Genomic DNA, 18846 nt, shown 5'->3' on the forward strand with positions numbered 1-18846 from the left:
CCACCTGTCCGGACTGCTCGACGGCCTCCCCGCGGAAGAACGGCTGCGGCGGGCCTGCACCACCGCCGCGTTCTCGGTCGGCTCCCGCGGCGACTGGGAAGGCCTCCCGCACCGTGACGAACTGCCGGCCTCCTCGACGTCCCGTCCGGCAGCGCGCTGCGCTGACCGCCCGGCACGCCCCCGGACCGGGCCGGACGGAGCCTGGCGTGCCTGACAGGCCTGGCAGGCCTGCCGGGCCTGACGGCCGGGGCGGATGCCAAGAACAGTCCGCCGTAGCACAAGGGCCGCAGCCGGGGAGGGCAGACCTCCCGGGGCCTGCGGGGGCCTGCGGGGGGCTTCAGCCTCCGACCACGGCCCCCTCGTCCGCGGTCCGGGTCGGGTTGACGCTGTCGAAGAGGACCTTGTGGGAATCACGGTCGAAATAGAACGTCGCGGTGTACAGACCGCCCGTGATCTCCTCGTTCACTTCGGGGCTGGTCACCCACTCGGTCTTCCCGCCCACGGAGCCACTGAGAGGGTCGGGAATGTCCTCGGGCTCAGCCTTCTGGAATGTCCGACCGGAGCCGCCGAGAATCTTCTGCATGTCCGCGGCCGTGGTCTCGAAGCAGCCGACCATTCTGATGTCGCTCGGGCCGGGGACGCGGGACGAGCCGCCGGTGAGGTCCATCGCACACCACTCGGTGCTGACGACCTTCCCCAGTGCGGAGAAACGGTCGGCGACCTGCTGTGTGGTGTCACGGATCTCGCAGCCCGCCGAGGTGCCGTCCGTCCCGGGAGCGGACCCCCGCGGTTCCGGGGAACCGCAGGAGCCCACCGAGACGAGCACGGCGACGACGAGTGCGCCCTTGAGTGCGACGCCGGCTCGCGTGGCCACTAGCGGCCTGAAGCCGGACACGGACGTGGAGCGCGAGATGTCGCCCCGCCGCCAGGTGACCTCTCGGGTGACCGTGCCACGGCTGATGAAGGGCTTGGCCCACCCGAGCGTGGCGAAGCTGCCGTTGACCTCGTCAAGCGTTCCGGTGTTGATGTCGCTCATCCCCCTTTGGGAGCCCGGTTCAGCTGCACCAGGGCGATGCTCGAGCCGTACGTGCGGACCACCACGTAGCACTGGGGCGCAACATGCGCTTCGGCCACCTGGCGGGGAGCTCACGTAGAGGCGCCAAAAACGACGTCTGCGTTCTCGCCACTCCAGCCGGCCGGGCTGTGCCAGATGACATTGACGTGGAAGACGTCACGAATCGTGTCCACAGACCAGTCCTCGGCGGGCGGTCCGGAGAGAACGAGGTAGAGACCGTCGGCCGGCGCGGGCAGTGTGTGGTTGATCTCGAGCAGGCGGGTCGCGCCCGATCGCAGGTCCGCATAGGTGGAGCAGCCTGCGCCCAGGGCCTCGTAGAGGAAGAGACCGTGCTTGGTGACGCAGCTGACGTCAACGACCGAGGAGTCCGCCGGCTCGAGGTCCGCCCAGAGAAGTGCTGCCTTCAGCGCGTGGCGGACCGCCTCGTGCTTCTTGCACGTGCGGTCGGCCACGGCAGCCGCTTCCAGCGCGCGCAGGAAGCCGTCCTTCGTGGTCGCAGCCGGTGTTGCGGCGGTGGTGTCCGCGGTGGTCATCCGCACTTCTTCCTTCTGGTCGGGTTGCGTCGGGGCGACGGGGGCCGCATCGTCGGAGTTCGGCTCCGTCGCCGCGCCGAAACGCTCGTAGAGGTCTCGCCGTGCTTCGGCGAGAGGCCTGGCCCAGCCGGAAGCAGCCAGCTTCTCCGCGAGTCGGCCTGCGTCGAAAGTGCCCTCCTTGAGGGCGCGGTTGGTGGTTGCTGCGAGGTCGCGAAGGACTCCGAGTCTTTCCCTGTCCGCATCACCGAACAGGTGCAGTACGTCGACCCAGTCGGCCTGGTCCCTTCGAAGGACGCGATTGGCCATGCCCTGGAGTTCGGAGAGACGGCTGCGGGCGTGGGGAACGTCGCCATCGCTCTCGGTCAGTTCTCCGAGAACGTCCAGTGCCGCGAGGTAGCGCCCCGCCATCCGCTCCGAAACCGGCGACCGACCGCGCTGGTCGGCGGTGAGCACCGTCTGGGTCGTCTCGTTCACGAACACCCAACAGCCCAGCCTCTCGCCCCGCCGCGGGGGCGTCGAGCCGTGACGGACAGTGAGAACGAGCGGTCGGTCGATCACCGGCGACAACGGTTTGACCTTGTAGCGACCGCCCGGAGCCCGGTCCACGACCTCGACCCGAACATCGGTACCGATTCGGGGAAGCCTTTCAGCTCCGCCGCCCTCCGGCTGGACATCAGGCACCATCGGCGCCGGGGCGTCCGTGGCAGCGGTGAGCGCCTCCGGCAGCGAGGCGGTGTGCAGGACGGTCAGGCTCTGGGTGCTGCGAGTGAGGGCCACGTACAACTGGCGCAGCCCGGCGGGACCGCGGTCGGCGATCGTGGCGGGCTCGACGACCAGGACGTGGTCGTACTCCATGCCCTTGACCTGAGCTGCGGCCAGCACGGATACGGCCTCACGGTTCCGCTCGCCGTCGCCGTCTTCGGCGATCCTGCGGCTGATGGCGTCCAGCCAGTCCGAGTCGTCGGGAACGATGACGGCGACGGAGCGGGGGGTGCTGCCGTCGCTGGTGTCCATCAGCCGGGCCACGTGGGCGACGGTGTCGTCGAGCAGCTTCCACGGCTCGGTCGCCACGGTCCGTACCGCGTCCGCTCCCGCCTCCCGGACAGCCTGCGGATACGGCAGGGTCGCAGCGATCGTCCGTGCGAGAGGGGCGACGAACTGCATGATCTCGGCGGGGATGCGGTAGCTGGTGGTGAGCTGAGCCACGCTCCAGTCGCCGTGGTCGGAGAGGAGCGCGCCGAGTAGGTCCCAGCTCGTCGGGATGTGGGCGCCCGTCGCCTGCGCGAGGTCGCCCAGGACGGTCATGGATCCGCCGACGGCGGAGCGCGCCGCAGGGAGCGGGCCTGCATGGGCGAGAGGTCCTGGGCCTCGTCGACGACGATGTGGCCGTATCGCGGCGGGGTGTCGCCGCTGATCAGCACTCGGAGCTCTTCGAGGCAGACTTGATCGTCGAGGGTCCATGGATCGTCGTCGGCGCTGGCGGCGCGGGCCCGCAGCAGGGCCGCCTGCTCGTCCTCGTCGAGGATGCCGTCGGCGCAGTCCCGCAGGAGGTCGGCCGAGTCGTAAAGGCTGCGCAGGGCCTCCCGGGGGCCGGGGGACGGCCAGATGCGTTCGACGAGGCGCTCGACCCGGCGGTTGCGTTCCAGGTCGCGGCGGATCGTGCCGGCCTGCCCGCGGCGCGGCGCGATGTCGGCGAGTTCCTGGAGGAGCCGGTCGACGAAGAGGCCGCGGAAACGATCGCGCCGCTCCCGGAAGGGCCCCTCGCCGGTGTGGGTCCGCTCGAGGAGGGCGAGGACCTCGGACTTCGGCACGCGCAGGGTCGTACTGCCGGCGGTGACGACGATCGCGGGCTCGTCACCCTCGAAGGAGGGCGCAACGGTGAGGGCGTCGAGAGCCTCAGGGCGATAGTCGCTCTCGACGCGGCGCCGCAGCACATCCGCCATGCGTTTGTCCGACTTCACGAAGCGCGCCTTCGGGGAGTCGGTGCCGAGGATCTCACCCTCCCACAGGCCGTCCAGTTGGACGGCGTTGACGTCCCGGGTGCCGAGGGTGGGGAGGACCTGTCCAACATAATCGAGAAACCGCTGGTGGGGACCGATGACGAGGACGTCCTGGGCCTTGAAGTGCTCGTTGTTGACGAGCCAGGTCACCCGGTGGAGGCCGACTGCCGACTTACCGGTGCCAGGGCCGCCCTGGACGACGAGGATGTCCGAGGGCGAGCCGGTGACCAGTTCCATCTGGTCACGGCGGATGGTCTCGACGATGTCCCGCATCCGACCGCCGCGCGACCGCTGGAGCTCCCGCAACAGGAAGTCGTCGGGCTGGAGCGCCTTCCGCAGCCGGCGTTGTACGACATCGTCAGGGGTGCGGGCCGGCTTACGCTCCGGAGCGGGGGACGCGTCCCTCTCTTCCGCCGCGCTGTCGTCGGCGGCCTGGCGGGGTCCTGGTACAGCGGCGGGCTCGGGCAGGGACAAGGGCACGGGAACGGGCGTAGGCAGGGAGATCTCGTCGAAGTAGCTCTCGACGATCCGTTGTACGCAGCGGAGTTGCCGACGCAGGACCACTTCGCCCGGGTTCTCGGGCCGGGTTTCGATCCACTTCTTCGCCAGAGGGCTGGTCCACAGCAGGACCACCGGCTCGTGCGTGGCGTCGTGCACGCCTCTACGTCCGATGTACCAGGGACGAGGTTCTCCTCCCGGGTCTTCCGGCGCGTCGATGCGGGAGAAGACCAGGGCTTCGTCGCCGAGCCCTCCGTAGGCTTCTGCGCGAGTCTCCGCCTCGGCCCGGTTGGCGATCCCGTCCTTGCCGCTCGCCGAGGCAGTGGCCGCCGAAGTGCCGTTCAGTTCAGCCAGTTTCGTGGTGTAGCAGTCGTACGCGTGGTCCACTGCCCGCTGTTCGCAGGCGAGGACCTCGTCCCGAGTGGTGGTGCTCATGCGCGTCCTCCCTGCGGTGCCGGGGAACACCGCCACGGGCATGTGCCCGTACCCCGCTGAAACAACTATCAGAAACGGGACGGTGACGAACAGTCAGTGGATCAATTCTCGGATGAGGTCCTCGTCCTCGGTCCGCCAGGTCCGTACCTGGCCGTACGTCGGCCGAGCTCGTACAGGTGGTAGTGGCACCCCAGACTGAGCTGGGACCAGAGGACTCCCGCCCGCGCCCGCAGCCGCAGCCGCAGCCGCAGCCGCACGCGTAACGGCGGGTGGCTGGCGGACGGCGATGGCCCGGGCGAGTCCGCCGTGCACCTTGGTCGGGTCCGTGGACTGCACGGGGTCGTCGATGACGTGGAAGCCGAACGGGATGTCCCGGTCGTGGCCCTCGACAGGAGGAGGGAGAGCGCGAGGGAGTGCAGGCGGCGGCCCTCGGCCGTATCTCCGTATGAGACTCCGGCGGGGGATCGCAGTCGGCCGGCAGCTGCCCTCCTGGTGCCGGGCGGGACAGCCCCCTCGCCTGCACACCCCAACCCGCTACACTGGCGGCGGCGTGCCAGTCCGCTGGCACACCGCCGGATCAATGGACCGATGTGTCCGGGATCGGCTGCATTAGCCGCTATTTCCTGCACATTTTCCTACAGATCCCCGCCTTCGTAGCTCAGGGGATAGAGCACCGCTCTCCTAAAGCGGGTGTCGCAGGTTCGAATCCTGCCGGGGGCACAAGGGAAAAGGCCACCTAGGAACGTTCCTAGGTGGCCTTTGACATCCACTTTTGACATCAACGCGGGCGGTCACCCACGACCGGGACGCCTCTTCCGCAGCAGCCGATCCATATGGCTCATGGCCTCGCGCTGCGTGTCCTGCACGACGTGGGTGTAGACGTCCATGGTGATGCTGATCTGGGAGTGACCCAAGATCTCCATCACGACGCGCGGCGCGACTCCGGCCGCCGTGAGGAGAGTCGCGGTGCCGTGGCGGGCGTCATGCAGCCGGATGACGCGGAGGCCGGCGGACTGGGCGACGCGAGTGAAGGAGCGGTAGACGTTCCGCGGTTCGACCTGACGACCGGTACGGGTGGTGAAGACGTAGCCCGACTTCTGCCAGGTCTCCCCCGCCCTGGCCCGAGCCGCCGTCTGCCGCATCCGGTGCCAGCGCAAGGGCGCGATGCAGAGCGCAGGCAGTGGGACGACACGACGGCGGCGGCTCTTGGGATCGTCGTCGTAGAGGACGCCGCGACGGCGCTGGGTCTGCTGGCGGACGTAGAGGACGCGGTTGTCGAGATCGAGGTCAGACCAGCGGAGACCGATGATCTCGCCCCGACGCAGCCCCATGGCGATGGCGAGGACGAAGGCCGCGTAGAGCGGATCTCTGCGAGAGGCGGCGAGGAAGTCGAGCGTCTCGTCGAGGCTCCAGGGCTGCAACTCCCGATTGTCCGTGCGCGGCGGCTCGACGAGCTTGGCGACGTTGCGCGTGATGAGTTCCTCACGGCAGGCGGAGGTCAGCGCCGAGCGCAGAACCCGGTGCGACTCCTTGGCGGTTGCGGCGGTCGTCTCCTTCTCCAGACGCACGAGGAAGCGGCGGACGTCGGCGACGCCGAGGCTTTCGAGCCGCTTGCCGCCGAGGAGGGGCACCAGGTAGAGGCGGACGTGCGCTTCGTACTTGTCGAAGGTGCTGAGCTTGCGCCGGGGCTTGATGACGTTGTCCAGCCAGTACGGCAGCCACTCGGAGAGCTTCGCCGACTTGGTGGGCACGGGCACGCCCTGGTCCACCTTGTCGAGCAGTTCCCGGCGCTTGGCGTCGCACTCGGCCCATGTCTTGCCGTAGGCGAACTTGCGGGCGCGGGTGCCGTCCGGCTGGAGCACATAGACCGCGCACTGGAAGCGGCCGTCCTTGCGCTTGGTGATGGTGCCGGCGCCGTTCGGGTTGCGCTTGCGCTGACTGGCCATCAGGCAGCCTCCTCGATCTGGCCGAGGACGAAGTCGGTGACGGCGTGGGCAGGGATGCGGCGGGCGCCGTCGATCTTGATGGAGGCGAGGCGGTGCGATCGGATGAGGTCGTAGACCTTGGAACGCCCGAGCTTGAGCCGGGCCATGACCTCCGGCACGGTCAGGAGTTCGGCGGTAGCGGTGACGGTGGTCATGCTGCGGTTCCCTCCTCGGTGAAGCTGTCACGCAGGGCGTCGCGGGCGGTCTCGCGGTTGGTCTGGAGGTCGCGGGCGATGGTGGCGGCGAGGGCGGCTTCGCCAGGGGTGTGACCGTGGCCGGCGTACTGCCAGTCGGTCAGGACGAGGACGGTGTCCGGCTCGCGGTCGTCGAGGCCGAGGGCGGACGCCTCTTGAGCGGCGCGGAAGTCGGCGCGTTCCTGGCGGAGGGCTCCGAGGGTGGTGGAGTAGGCGCGCGACTTGGACGAGAAGTGCCCGCGGAAGCCGAGCATGTGTGCCCAGGCCCAGAGGCGTCGGTCCGGGTACAGGGCGTCGAGGTCGCGACAGGCGGTGATGAGCCGCCGGGTGTGGTCGGGGACGTCGTGGCGGTCAAGTTCGGCGAGTTCGCCGATGCGGCGGTCGAGGGTGCCGGTGTTCTCGGCGGCTTTGGTGGCGTACTTGGCGACGTACGAGGCAACGGCCTGCTCGGTGATCTCGGAGCCGTCCCCGAAGGCCTTGACCGGGCGGACGTCTAGCTGTCGGCCCCATCGGAACGTCCGGGCGGGTTGATCGGCGGCGGCCGGGACGGAGACCGAGGTGTAGGAGTGCGCGGCGGCGGCCCGGAGCGCGTCGGTGAGCACGTCGACCGTGGCCCAGGCGGGCGGCGGTGTGCCGGGTCCGTCGGGGCCGTCGAGGCGTACGACGGCGTGGAAGTGCAGGGCGCCGCGCTTCTGGAACTCGGCCACCTTGCCGTACGAGACGCGCAGGTGGTCGGCGAGTTCTCGGCGGGCCAGGCCGCCGCGGGCGGCGAGTTCGCGGCGGAGCCGGGTGGTGAAGCGTTGCCAGAGCTGTCCGGCGTGATTGTTGAACAGGACGGCGCCCGCGTAGTCGTAGGCGTCCGGGTCGAGGGCGGTGCCCAGCTCCGGGGCGTCGGACGCGTGCCGGTCGCCGCAGCGGCAGGGGCCGCCGTGATCGGGCCGGTTGTGGACCGGGCCGAACGAGGGGGCCGTGAGGGTGGCGAAGACGCGCGGGTGATCCCGGACGTCGGCGGGGATGTCGCGGCGGTCGTCCCCGGCGAGGCCGGCGCGGATCAGGTGGTAGGTGTCGCCCGCGTAGGTCCAGGCGCAGGAAGGGCAGCGGGAGGCACGGCGGTTGCCGCAGGCGAGGCGGAGGCGTCCGCCCGGCTCGTTCTCGGTGGAGTAGTGGTGCAGCGTCTCGCCGGTGGTCCTGTCCTTGGTGAGCGTCCAGCCGGTCAGGTGGATCGGGTCGGAGCAGCCGCCCGTACGGCGGATCTGGTCCTCCCAGCGGGTGTAGTCGGAGGCCGAGGCCACCCGGAGGACGTCTCCGAGGGTGATCGGGTCGAGCGGGTGGGCGGACGTGGTCACCTTGGGTGTCGTGGGTGAGGCCCGGTGGGCCATGCTGGGGTTTCCTTCCGGTTGCGAGATCGATCGGTGGGGACGGCTCCCGGGCGGCGGATGCTTGGCGGTATCAGGGCCGCCCGGGGGCCGGTCAGCGGCGTTTGGCGTCGGCGGTGATCAGGGAGCGCAGGACGACGGCGCAGACGGCGACCGAGGTGCCGGTGACGGCGACGGCCAGGAGCATCGAGACGAGGACGGCGCCGACGATCAGGACGACGGCGGTGCCGGCGCCGACGAAGGCGAGGGCGGTGCCAGGGGTGAGCTGGACGACCGGGCGGGACGGGGCCGGGGCGACGGGCGCCGACGAAGGCATCGGGGTGACCTTGGTCGGCTCGACGACGGCGGGCGGGGTGATGAGCCCGGTCGGGGTGGGCATGGTGGGGATCTTCGGGCGGAGCATGGGAGGGCTCCCTACTTGGTGAGGGCGGTGTCGATGACGGGGGCGAGGAGGCTGTCGGCGATGAGGTAGCCGCCGAGGAGCAGCACCAGGACCAGCCAGAGCGGCGGGCGGAAGAGCTTGCAGCCGAGGTAGCCGACGGCGGCGAGGGCGAACCAGAGGGGGACCTGCATGACGGGTGTCTCCTAGCGGACGCGGCAGCGGTGGGTGCGGGCGGCGAGCTGGGCGGCGGTCTGGCTGGAGTAGTCGGCGGACCAGCCGCAGCGGTCGGCGGTGCAGACGGCGGCGTGCGCGGTGTGGCCGTGGCGGTCGCGGTGGGTGCCGATCTGTACGGGGCCGATGCGTATCACGGAGTGGAAGTGGTCGCGGGCGGGCATGTCAGTCGGTCTCCTCACGGGTGGTGGGGTCGGGGAAGGTGGCGCGGATGGCAGCGGCGGTGGCCGGGTCGGTGGTGCGCTGGGCGGCTTCCTCGGCGAGCAGGTGGGCGAGGTAGGGGCGGTCGGCGGCGGTCATCTCGCGGGCGCTGTCGAGGTAGTCGGCGGTGGTCAGGTCGGCGGGGTCGGAGGTCATCGGTCGTTCCTTCCGGGTCAGGTGAGGTGGGCGGCAATGGCGTCGGCGAGGTGGGGCGGGACGCCGAGGCGGGCGCGCAGGGTGTCGGTGTCGATCGGGGCGCCGGTACGGTCGCGGTAGTCGGCGGCGACCTTGCGGGCGTGGTCGACGAGGACGGCGGGCACCGCGGGCACCGGGTCGGCGGGCGGAAGCGCTGGCGGCTCCTCCACCGGGGCCGAAGCAGGGGCCGGGGTGGGCTCCGGGTCAGGCGTGGGTTCTGGGTGCGGCTCGTGGTCGTCGGCGAGGTCGGGTTCCGGGGCCGGGACGGGTGCCGGCGGAGTCGATGTGCGGTGGTCGGCGGAGTGGGCGAGGAGGGTGCCGCCGAGGAAGGCGAGGGCGGGCCATCCGGCGATGCCCAGGCGCAGCAGGGCGGGCGGGTCGGCTAGATCGAGGAAGCCGGCGGTGGCGACGTTGGCGCCGAGCGAGGCGAACAGGGCGATGAGGAACCAGCACCAGGCCAGCCGGGACGGCCCCTCACTGCGCAGGCGTCGCCAGGCAGCGACCAGAAGCAGGTCCACCGAGACCGGGTAGGCCCAGGCCTTCCAGCCGTCCTGTCCGGCAGCGGCAGCCAGGTCGTGCAGGTGGGCGAAGGACAGGGCCCCGGCGATGACGGCTTGCACGAGGACGGCGTCGACGCGCAGACCGTGGCGGGCGGCCATCAGGACTCCTCACCGGTCGGCGGCTCGGGGAGAGATGCGGCCAGGGAGGGGCTGACGACGTCGACGAAGTCAAGGTCGGCGCCGCTGGTGTCGGCGTAGAGGGCGAGCTGGCCGAGGAGCAGGACGGTGCGGGCGAAGTCCTCGCAGTCGGGGCACATGACGCAGGTTCTCCCTTCATCAGGCATGGCAGGGGTAGGGACTTGGCGCGAGGGACGGTCGCGCCGGCCGATGGGACGAGCGAGAGATCAGGCGGTGGCCGGAGAAGGCTTGGCCGACGGCACGGGAGCGGCGGCGGGTCCGGCGAGGGCGGGCCGGAACGGTGCCAGCTCGGGCAGAGCCGGGGTGCGGTCGGCGTGCCGGTTGCAGAGGTTCACGGCCTGGCGGAGCGAGGTGTGCGGAGCCCGGATGCGGTGCCAGCCGCCGGAGGAGTCACCCGCAATCGCGATCCCCCGCATCTCGGCCGGAATCTGGATGGCGGCGAGGACGGCGTCCGGGGAGATGTCACCGAAGGCCATGTTGGCGCTGGTCTCGTCGTTGACGCGGTGGGCGGTGCGGCCGGTGAGCTGGGCGCGGAGCATGGTGATGCCCTTGCCGAGTTCGGAGCCGAAGCGCTGCCCGCAGATCTCCAGGTAGATGCCGGCCGCGCGGCCGAGCTGGGCGAGACGGACCAGGGCGGTGATGATGCGGTCCCGCCGCTTCTCCTCCTCCTTGCTCGCGAACAGGGCGAGTTCGGCGACCTCGTCGACCAGGACCACGACTGGCATGGGCCGCAGATGTTCGGGCAAGTCCCAGATGTCGGCGGCGATCTCCGCGTCCGGCACGTCGACCGTGATCCGCTGCTGGGCACGGATGAGCTGATAGACGTCTGCCATCCGAGTCACGATCGCGTCGAGCAGTTCGGCGGCGGTGTCGGGATTGTCGGCCAGCGCGGAGAACCGGCGGGCCAGCGGGAACAGCTCGACCCCCTGTTTGCAGTCGATGCCGACCAGGGCGACATCCATGGGGGCGAGTCCGACGACCAGGTTGCGCTGATAGACGGACTTGCCGGATTCCGTGGCGCCGAGGGTGAGGGCGTGCGGGACGGCGCGGTAGTCGCGGTAGTGCACCGAGCCGTCCTGCCGCAGGGCGACGGGAACCCGCATGGGCCGGGTCTCGGTCGTGGCGGGCATCTGCACCCGCTTGAGAACGTCGTAGCCGGTCATCCGTACTTCCACCACGCCGGAACGCAGTTCACGCGAGGTGACGCCGTACATCGAGAAGGAGTGGCGCAGTCGGTCCGAGGCGGCGGCGACGTCGAAGGCGTCTTGTCCGGGGCGCAGCTTGAGCCGTAGGACCAGGCCGGTGCGAGTCGGCCGCAACCGCAGGATGCGCGGTGGACGGGACTCCGGCATAGGGCGGTTGGTGGCCCGTGCCAGGGCGAGCCGCCATCTCGCGGGCGGTACGGTCAGCCCGCAGGCGTCCATGACGGAGCCGTACCGGACCAGGACCCGTAGCGTGGCCAGGATGATCCCGAAGGTCAGCCAGTACCAGGCGGGGTGCCGCCACCGCAGGAGACCCGCGGCGGCGACGACCAGCACCAGAGCGACCGTGAAGCCGGTCATGATCAGGCCGCCTTCGGTCCTGCGGCGGCGTTGACGTTGGCGAGCGAGGTGACCGCGACCGCACGGAACGCGATGCCGTGCCGCTTCTGACCGTTGAAATCGTTCTCCCACGGCCGGGCAACCAGGCCGGTGAGCGCGACCGGCGTGCCCATGGCCAGCTCACCGCTGATCCCGGGCTCCGGGACGGTGATGGACAGGATCTCCACCTCCTCGTTCGCCGCGAACATCACGTCGACCGTCATCAGCTTCGCGCCGGACTCGATGTCCATGGCGATCTCGCCCGTGCGGCGGTCCTTGACCTTGGGCTGCGGAGTCTTGGCGACCATCACGATCGCAGTGGAGGTGTCGACGGGAATCTGACGCATAGCGGAGCACTCCTCTATAGATGCTGAACTTCGCCACTCATGTATATGAGTGACATGAAGAAGAGTGCATGACTCCTGTACATGAGTCAACCCGCCGCGAAGAAGAACTCGCGACGGGCTGTAAGAAGTTGAGTGAGCGTCAGTCGTCGGCAGGGATGCGGTACTCGAAAACGAACTGATCAGCGGCCATGAGCGTGTCGCACACCTCGACCACGAGACCCGCGGTCGTACGGGCCTCCCGGATCAGGTGAACCACGGCAGCACCCGGGCTCAGCGCAAGCTCCGAGGCTTCCGCCTTCGAGGCCGGCCGCGCTTGCAGCGTCTCGACGAACTCCGCGAACTCATGTCCGTGATCTTCGAGCCGGGCGTAGATGCCACCACCACCGGGGTTCTCGGCGAACAGCTCCGGGATCTCCTTCACGACGTCCCACGGCAGGTAGGACGTGGCGGTCTCGACCGGAACGCCGTTGCGGAAGTAGAGGCGCCGACGCGCCAGCACCTGCGTGCCGGCGGGGATGCCCAGCCGCTGGGCGGCATCCTCGGGAGCCTCCATAGGCCCGATGTAGAGGACGCTGACCTTTGCGGTGGCACCGGACTGGGCGGACTCAGCGAGGTAGGCCGCCTGCCCTCCCTGCCTGAGCGACCGCCGGAAGCGATCGGAGGAGCGGTGCCGCACAGGAGGCCGGTTCTTCACGATCGAGCCCTTGCCGTGCCGGGTCTCGACGAGTCCACTCGCCCGCACTTCGGCCATGGCCTTACGGATGGTCCCGCCGGATACGCCGTAGCGATCCACCAGCTCGGATTCACTCGGCACCATGTCGCCAGGCTTCAGAACCCCCGCCCGGATCTGCTGCACGATCTCTTCCGCGATCTGCACGTACCGAGGCCCGGCCGTGCTCCCTCCAGCAGCAGTTCCCATAGTCCTTCTCTGCCTCCTAAGCTCCTCTACATGAGTCAACCACAGGAAGCGACACCGCCTCCCCTGCACTCCGTGTCCGTAGCCGGAGTGGTGGTGCGCGAGGACGGCCGCCTCCTGGCGATCCGCCGAGCCGACAACGGCACCTGGGAGCTCCCCGGCGGCGTGCTCGAACTCGACGAGGCTCCGGAGGCCGGCGTGGTCCGCGAGGTCCTGGAAGAGACTGGCATCCACGTCGAGGTGGACGAACTCACCGGCGTGTACAAGAACATGGTCCGAGGCGTTGTCGCCCTGGTCTTCCGCTGCAAGCCCTCCGGCGGCACGGAACGCACATCCAGCGAGTCCACCGCCGTTTCCTGGCTCACTCCGGACGAGGTCAGCGAGCGCATGACCGAGGTCTACGCAGTCAGGCTGCTGGATGCCTTGGACGGCAACGGCCCCCACGTACGCAGCCACGACGGCAAGCACCTCATCCCAGCGGGATAAGACTTTCTCTCCATCATCAAGGCGGCTCGCTCCGCTCACCGCGCGCGGCCCGGCCCCCGGCCGGGCCTGCGCTCCTGTCTCCGCCCCGCTCCAGCCCGGCCGGCACCCGCGCCGCGCTCACGGCACCAGCCGCCTTATGACCGGAAAAGGAGTACGTCGCGCCTGGGGCGGCGGCTCCACGGCTTTACGGAGCCACTTTGTCGCGAGCGTCGAAGATCTCCGCCCCAAGGTGCTTTACCAGGTAGGTCACAGACTGCCCGACAGGCCGGAAGCTCACGGGGCCATGATCATTCGCGCCGAAGCGCCACTCGAAGGTCGCTCCGCCGACATCGAGCGCGTCCAGCACCCCTATGGTTTCCTGACCAGAGCCCGATAACGTTACACACTAGGCCAAAATATCAATTTCCTATCATTTTCCGGACAAGAAATCGCCGAGCCGCTGAAATAGTCTAGTGTCGGATAGATCTACAATTTCCGCGCTTGTGAGGATTGCCAATTCCAATGTGGATGCAGATGCCAAAGGTCTCCTCTCCTCACGAAATACCTGGGGGTAATTCGTCTGTAAAAATCGGATCAGCAGTGCACTGAAATCGTGACCGTTTATATAGTTCCGGCAATCCGCATCTTCGGGAATGTGTATGGATTCATATTGCTCGATAAGTGCGCCGACATTCCCACCCTGAGATCTCTGTATGGCTTCCTTGGCATCCAAAGTTGTCGACCCGTCAGGATAAATCTTCATATCGCTGATGACTTTCGAAGCGAGCTTTGGAGTCGGCGCTGGAATTTGCTTCAGGACGGCACGCACCTTGAAAAGGGTTGTCAATGATGGCGTCATGGCGGAAATGACGTCCATAGCTCTACATTGCGCAGGCGCTCTCAAGGTCACTGTCAGCAGTTTTCGAATTGATTTTTCATTGAAAAAATACAATTCTATCGACGTGAAGTCTGTGTAGTGCAGACCATTAACGGTGGGGCATGATTCTAGGCCAATACTCGCGGAGTCGCGATCTGCAAGGAAAGCCCCACCCGTCTGTTTAGCTTGCGACGCTTCAACAATTTGCGCTGTCGCAATTACTCGACCTCGATTATTTCCGGCTAGATGCCCAAAGGACGTAACTGTGTCATCGTCGATCAGGACCCGATCTTGTACGGCGTAAAACCGCACGTCAGTATCGGGAAACGTCTGCGAGAAGTACCATCGCAAGAGGCTTGCATCACTACGGCCTTCGACAATTACTTCCCGCATCTCTGGCTCCAGATAGAACTGTGTAGCCAACTCTTCTGGAGTCCGTCGATTCTCATCAACTTCCTTAAGCATGTCGCCCCCCCGTTAACCTAGTTCGAAGACAAGCGCGCCAAAGCGTCCTGATTTCCGGTGATTACCTCAATCGAATGAGTAGCGACCACAAACTGCATTCCGCTGCCCTCAGTGCAGGCCAGGAGGGCTGACATCAGCTTCCTCTGCCACTTGACGTTCAAGCTTAGCTCTGGCTCGTCGATCAGGAATAGGCGTGTTTTCTGCCTTGCGAGCGTTGTATTTGTAAGGAGTAGCAGGATTTGCCTCTCGCCGGAGGAGAGCTGGAACGGGGAAAGCTCCTGCTCATCCGAACCCAACGACAGAACGCGGATTCCTTGAGACATGTCAAAAACCAGTCTTTTGGTTTTCAAGAATCCATTTGCCTGCTCCACAAAGGTACGAATCAGTTTTTCGGTTTCTTTCAATGCATCAAGTCGTGCTTCCTGTGCTTCCAAGTAAGGGAAGATGACCTCTTCAGCGACTGCCGCTCTATGTGTCGGTATATCTTTGAGGATGCTGACAAAAGGTTCGGAACGAAGGGCTGGCATTAGTTCAAACTCACTGTACCGCTGCGTCCTGCTGGCCAGCCTATTGAGACGCTCCAACATGGCTTCCACGGGAGCTTCATCTTCGCCCTCATTCGCGAAATCACGGTCGGCGACTCGTCGGAGAATTTCAAGGTAGATCTTGTTCGTATCCCTTGAGCCCGTTTGGCTGCCAGCGAATGCCGACTGCTGCATTTGGAGGTTGAAGCGCTTCATAGCGAGGTCGAGTTCTTTGCCGAGGGCCGACTTAGTGTCGTTAGGCCCTTCCTCCTGAGGCTCTGGAGGCCTTTTCCTTCGCACACCATGCATATGGCCAATATCGTCGCCATAGATCTGACGATCGTCTGCCAGGAAATAGGGGTTTGCGTTGAGTTTGGCCAGGTAATCAACAAAACTGTCTTTACGTTCTTCCCCAAAGAGGAACGTCTGATCCATATTATGGGCCAATCGATTCCGCGTAATGCGGGCCGAAAATTCTCTTTGGAAGTGCCACTCTTGAGCGTGCACTTCTCGGGATTCGACCCCTTCCTGATAGGCCATTGCCACCCCGTCGGGCATACGAATGTAGGGCTGCCGAACCTCACCTCCTGGCCCTTGAACTGTGATCACATAGTCGCCGACAAGGCCATCCGTCTTCGTTACAGTAATCTCATCGCCATTGTTCAAGTGGATCGTTAGAGTGCGGAATGGACAATTGGCCAAGTATGACCTATGGCCTCTTTCGCGGGAAGCGCTGAGTGTATTCCAGAGAAGATTGAGGATTGTTGTCTTTCCTGTACCATTATCCCCGTACAGCAAAGTGAGTCGGTGGCTTGGTGAATCCTCAGACTTGTCCAGTGACATGTCAATTGGGTGGTTGAAATACCCAAAAAGTTCAGTAATTAGCGCCGACTTGATCAACCTTGAGGCGTTCAGTGTCTCACTCATCTCATATCCTCTTGTCTTTGGTTTGCTGATGAGCGTACCCGCTGAGGCGGCATCTGACTGCGAAATGCTGATTCTTCGTGTCGATCGAACGTGTGTGGCGTTGCATCTACTAGGTCAACTGCTGCTTAACGACAGCGCCCAGCACAGCCAGCAGTGATCTTTGGCAGAACCCGCCCAGTTGGCCGGAGGAGAAGTCCGGCGCAACGGATTCCTCCTGGAAGCGGTGGTCATCGGCGCGCGTGGGCGCGAAGTCAAACCGACCGTGCCTATGCCGGACGCGTACCAGATTTGAGGGTTTCCAAAGCTGAGGGCTCAGGCGGGCGTCACGGGCAGGCCGTCACGGCTTGCTCTGGTCGCCGGCACCGGGAGCGTGGCTGAGCCTGGTGGGGGTGCAGCGAGGCACACGCGCGCCCAGTCGGCCGACGCACCCTCCGTCGTGGCTGACTGTCGTCGGCTGAGATCCAGACGGGCCGCATCGACAGCGCTGGCCGTCAGCAAAGCGCGCCGAAGCTGGGCCTTCCCTGGGCCGTCCGAGGTCGCTCAGCAGTGGCCGATGACGACCAACGACGACCACTAGGCGCACTAGCCCACCGCCCCTGACCAGCAAATACCCAGCTCCCGAGAACCCCGGCAAGGCCCAGAAGCAAGAAGACAGATCTTGGCTCGCCCATTGAGACTCTGCCGACCTCGGCCTGGCCTAGCACTTGTGCGCCTGCAGAAGAAACAAGTCCCGGACAAAAACCAGGAGCCTGCGGCAAGATCAGCGGCATGGCTGATCCTTCCCTTCTTCTGACCACTGTAGGGGTTGCCGGAACGTTGGCTGGTAGTGGTCTGACCGGCTTCATCAGCGCCCGACTCGAGCGCAGGAAAGAAGCTGCCGCGGAACGAACGCAGCTACGACAAGAACAAGCAGCGGATCGCGTACACATACGCGAGCAGAAGATAGAGCACTACAGATGGAGAAGGGACCGGCGGCAGAGTGCATACGTGGATTTCTACGCCAAGTCACAGGAGCTCTTGCTCTTGTTCACCAAACTACATGTAAGAGTCCAACCCGGAGCCGGAGAGTCTGAGGCGACTCGTCAACTGCTACAGGAGGCGGACGAGGTGAATGCAGCACTGCATAAGCTCACGGCCGTGGTAAACGTCGAGGGACCCCGCAACGTATCCAATCAAGCCTCTCTGATTCAAACCCGCCTTTCTCTGCTTATGGCGTCAGCCGTGCGTGCTCTAAATTCTTCCGATCCGGGCGAAGCCATAGATCACCGCGATCAATTGCAACAGAGCATAGAAACTCTCACGGAAGCACAAACCTCATTTCTCAATCTCGCTCATGCCGCTCTGGAGGACATTGAAACTCTGAACTAGGTCTCGGTAGCACACGACTCGTAGATCGGACGGCGCACCCTACCTAAAGCCCCCAGAGAGCCACTTACCCATTCATAAATGACGGCAACACGGGCACTCATTTTAGTTCCATCGCCCGAAGGAGATACATACAACAGATGGGAAGCGCTCAACAGAAAACGTGCCACGGCCCGCTATGCGACCGAGTATGGCGAGCGTCATGGAGCCGACCATCCCGCACAAACCGCTTCCAGACGTAGAAGTCGATGTTGGGCTCAGCGGTCCGCCGACAGATGAGGCGAAGACGCAGAACGTCGAGCGCCGCGGCGGGTGAGTGTCCAACTGGTGACTAGGTGCCGTAGATCGTGCGCAGACGGCTGGCCAAAGCTTCCTGTGCTGCTGTGAGGTGGTTGTGACTCTTCACAACGAGATCACCCAGCTCCTCTGGCGTGCCCGGGCCAGCCCACCCCAACTTCGACAGCTGCTGATGGGCACTCTCGACGAGGGTCCGGATTTCTTCATCGAGGATGAGTGCTTGCAAGCGAACCAGTTCCTGTGTCTCTCGCCCGAACGTGCCTGGTTCGGGAACCGGCGATGCAGCATTGACCCTGTGCAGGTGCTCCATGAGCGCAGCACTGAACAAGCGAGACAGACACTCGCTAGCCTTCGCAAGGTGATCAAGTTCGAACGCCTCGCGCCGATCCAGGCGTGATCGCTCTCGATCCAGCTCGCGCACCTGCCTCTCACGGTCGAGGGCGGACTTCTCCCTCTTCGCTTCGCTCAGCTGGTTCATCCAAGCACCGAGCATGAGCGTGACTACAGGCAGCACGGCTGTGAAGACATCCACGGCGGGCAGCGTACGGCGATGGCCCCAAGAACACGTGGATCGACAGCGTGGTTATCTCTGGAGTTGCCCCAGCTGGCAGTGCTCGCCAGGATGCAAAGTCACTTCCCCGCCGACAGGGCCGCCCCCGGTCCACTTTTCAGCCGTCGCCGACACGCGCGAAGGCCACCAGTCAACGACCCCAGCCGGAGCGGGCCCGGATCGAACTCCTGAAGCGGTGTCCAGTCAGGTGTGGCCTACCCGTTGACTCACCCCACCTGATCTGCCACGTGCAGGGCTGTGACCTAGTGCGTTACCCGAACGGCAAGCGGCCTCCGAAGCCGTGTGCGCAGGTCCATGCAAGCGTTGTGCGCTCCGCACGTCACGGGCCGACCGCCACCGCTCCCAAGGTCGTTAGCGGAAGTCGTAGTCCTCATCCATGCCGCTGGAGAGCCAAATTTCCTCGGCTCCAGCGAACGAGTGGCCCTCAGGCTCCTCCTCATAGTCAACCGAGTCCGGACCCTCGATGTGATCCTCGCCGGTCATGCACCGACAGGGGAAGATCTCCTGGGTGATTTCACCGTTGACGATGCTGTTGACGGCGCGGTCGTGCAAAGGTCCGGTGGGCATACCCCGATGCTACCGAGTCGGATCAACCACCAAACATGCCGATCGGCACACCCTCACAGAGGAGTTGAGCGCCCCCCGACGGTGTGCCCCCGCAGGTCCCCTGCTGAGTCTGCCGCCAGCCGACGCTCCCGGAAGGCTGAGG

Annotated in this window: 21 protein-coding genes and 1 tRNA gene; 3 read left to right on the forward strand and 19 right to left on the reverse strand. The window is 66.1% G+C overall.

The window, feature by feature from the left end:
• Positions 1–337 precede the first annotated feature (337 nt).
• The 3 genes from QA802_RS18155 to QA802_RS41605 all read right to left on the reverse strand — a co-directional run bounded on the left by QA802_RS18155 (position 338) and on the right by QA802_RS41605 (position 4541).
• Positions 338–1036, reverse strand: a complete 699-nt coding sequence (locus tag QA802_RS18155) for a hypothetical protein (RefSeq protein WP_334523726.1) — start codon at positions 1034–1036, stop codon at positions 338–340.
• Positions 1037–1146: 110 nt separating this feature from the next.
• Complete coding sequence (locus QA802_RS41600) at positions 1147–2913, reverse strand: helicase domain-containing protein (protein WP_443042138.1); 1767 nt, start codon at positions 2911–2913, stop codon at positions 1147–1149.
• Positions 2910–4541 (reverse strand): helicase domain-containing protein, encoded by a 1632-nt coding sequence (locus QA802_RS41605; RefSeq protein ID WP_443042139.1) that lies wholly within the window; start codon positions 4539–4541, stop codon positions 2910–2912. The genes QA802_RS41600 and QA802_RS41605 overlap by 4 nt, the downstream gene beginning before the upstream one ends.
• Before the next feature lie 647 nt (positions 4542–5188).
• On the opposite strand from QA802_RS41605, the gene QA802_RS18165 reads away from it, so the two are divergent.
• A tRNA-Arg gene (locus tag QA802_RS18165) sits at positions 5189–5261 on the forward strand.
• Positions 5262–5332: 71 nt separating this feature from the next.
• Here QA802_RS18165 and QA802_RS18170 read toward each other — a convergent pair.
• From QA802_RS18170 to QA802_RS18225, 12 genes are all read right to left on the reverse strand, one after another.
• A complete protein-coding gene (locus tag QA802_RS18170; RefSeq protein WP_334523729.1) occupies positions 5333–6487 on the reverse strand; it encodes a tyrosine-type recombinase/integrase in 1155 nt (384 codons plus the stop codon).
• Entirely contained in the window at positions 6487–6681 is a 195-nt protein-coding gene (locus tag QA802_RS18175; RefSeq protein ID WP_334523732.1) for a helix-turn-helix domain-containing protein, read from the reverse strand. Before QA802_RS18175 ends, QA802_RS18170 begins: the two co-directional genes overlap by 1 nt.
• Positions 6678–8099 carry a replication initiator protein RepSA gene (repSA, locus tag QA802_RS18180; RefSeq protein WP_334523734.1) on the reverse strand — a complete coding sequence of 474 codons (1422 nt, stop codon included), beginning with the start codon at positions 8097–8099 and terminating at the stop codon, positions 6678–6680. The genes QA802_RS18175 and repSA overlap by 4 nt, the downstream gene beginning before the upstream one ends.
• Before the next feature lie 91 nt (positions 8100–8190).
• Entirely contained in the window at positions 8191–8499 is a 309-nt protein-coding gene (locus QA802_RS18185) for a SpdD-like protein (RefSeq protein WP_334523736.1), read from the reverse strand.
• Positions 8500–8510: 11 nt separating this feature from the next.
• The gene (locus tag QA802_RS18190) at positions 8511–8669 is read right to left on the reverse strand and encodes a hypothetical protein (protein ID WP_319198351.1); all 159 of its coding nucleotides are present in this window, start codon (positions 8667–8669) and stop codon (positions 8511–8513) included.
• Between the two features lie 12 nt (positions 8670–8681).
• Entirely contained in the window at positions 8682–8873 is a 192-nt protein-coding gene (locus tag QA802_RS18195) for a mobile element transfer protein (RefSeq protein WP_334523744.1), read from the reverse strand.
• A 1-nt stretch (position 8874) separates the two neighbouring features.
• Positions 8875–9066: a hypothetical protein gene (locus QA802_RS18200; protein ID WP_334523747.1), complete on the reverse strand. Its 192-nt coding sequence runs from the start codon at positions 9064–9066 to the stop codon at positions 8875–8877.
• Positions 9067–9083: 17 nt separating this feature from the next.
• Complete coding sequence (locus QA802_RS18205; RefSeq protein WP_334523749.1) at positions 9084–9764, reverse strand: DUF2637 domain-containing protein; 681 nt, start codon at positions 9762–9764, stop codon at positions 9084–9086.
• Positions 9764–9922, reverse strand: coding sequence for a hypothetical protein (locus QA802_RS18210; protein ID WP_215207556.1), 159 nt, complete (start codon positions 9920–9922; stop codon positions 9764–9766). Before QA802_RS18210 ends, QA802_RS18205 begins: the two co-directional genes overlap by 1 nt.
• Positions 9923–10009: 87 nt before the next feature.
• Positions 10010–11365: an FtsK/SpoIIIE domain-containing protein gene (locus QA802_RS18215; protein ID WP_334523751.1), complete on the reverse strand. Its 1356-nt coding sequence runs from the start codon at positions 11363–11365 to the stop codon at positions 10010–10012.
• Between the two features lie 2 nt (positions 11366–11367).
• Complete coding sequence (locus tag QA802_RS18220) at positions 11368–11730, reverse strand: SCO3933 family regulatory protein (protein ID WP_334523753.1); 363 nt, start codon at positions 11728–11730, stop codon at positions 11368–11370.
• Between the two features lie 139 nt (positions 11731–11869).
• The gene (locus QA802_RS18225) at positions 11870–12649 is read right to left on the reverse strand and encodes a GntR family transcriptional regulator (protein WP_334534728.1); all 780 of its coding nucleotides are present in this window, start codon (positions 12647–12649) and stop codon (positions 11870–11872) included.
• Positions 12650–12679: 30 nt separating this feature from the next.
• Here QA802_RS18225 and QA802_RS18230 point away from each other — a divergent pair, with 30 nt between their 5' ends.
• Positions 12680–13132, forward strand: a complete 453-nt coding sequence (locus tag QA802_RS18230) for an NUDIX hydrolase (protein WP_334523756.1) — start codon at positions 12680–12682, stop codon at positions 13130–13132.
• A gap of 409 nt (positions 13133–13541) precedes the next feature.
• On the opposite strand, the gene QA802_RS18235 is transcribed toward QA802_RS18230, so the two are convergent.
• Both QA802_RS18235 and QA802_RS18240 read right to left on the reverse strand, forming a co-directional pair.
• Entirely contained in the window at positions 13542–14453 is a 912-nt protein-coding gene (locus QA802_RS18235; protein WP_334523759.1) for a hypothetical protein, read from the reverse strand.
• Between the two features lie 17 nt (positions 14454–14470).
• Positions 14471–15904, reverse strand: a complete 1434-nt coding sequence (locus QA802_RS18240; RefSeq protein ID WP_334523762.1) for an AAA family ATPase — start codon at positions 15902–15904, stop codon at positions 14471–14473.
• A 768-nt stretch (positions 15905–16672) separates the two neighbouring features.
• On the opposite strand from QA802_RS18240, the gene QA802_RS18245 reads away from it, so the two are divergent.
• Positions 16673–17272 (forward strand): hypothetical protein, encoded by a 600-nt coding sequence (locus QA802_RS18245; protein ID WP_334523765.1) that lies wholly within the window; start codon positions 16673–16675, stop codon positions 17270–17272.
• A gap of 328 nt (positions 17273–17600) precedes the next feature.
• On the opposite strand, the gene QA802_RS18250 is transcribed toward QA802_RS18245, so the two are convergent.
• Both QA802_RS18250 and QA802_RS18255 read right to left on the reverse strand, forming a co-directional pair.
• Positions 17601–18098, reverse strand: coding sequence for a hypothetical protein (locus QA802_RS18250; RefSeq protein WP_334523768.1), 498 nt, complete (start codon positions 18096–18098; stop codon positions 17601–17603).
• A gap of 390 nt (positions 18099–18488) precedes the next feature.
• The gene (locus QA802_RS18255; RefSeq protein ID WP_161329321.1) at positions 18489–18704 is read right to left on the reverse strand and encodes a hypothetical protein; all 216 of its coding nucleotides are present in this window, start codon (positions 18702–18704) and stop codon (positions 18489–18491) included.
• Positions 18705–18846: the final 142 nt, after the last annotated feature.

Source organism: Streptomyces sp. B21-105, from assembly GCF_036898465.1.
Lineage (GTDB): Bacteria > Actinomycetota > Actinomycetes > Streptomycetales > Streptomycetaceae > Streptomyces.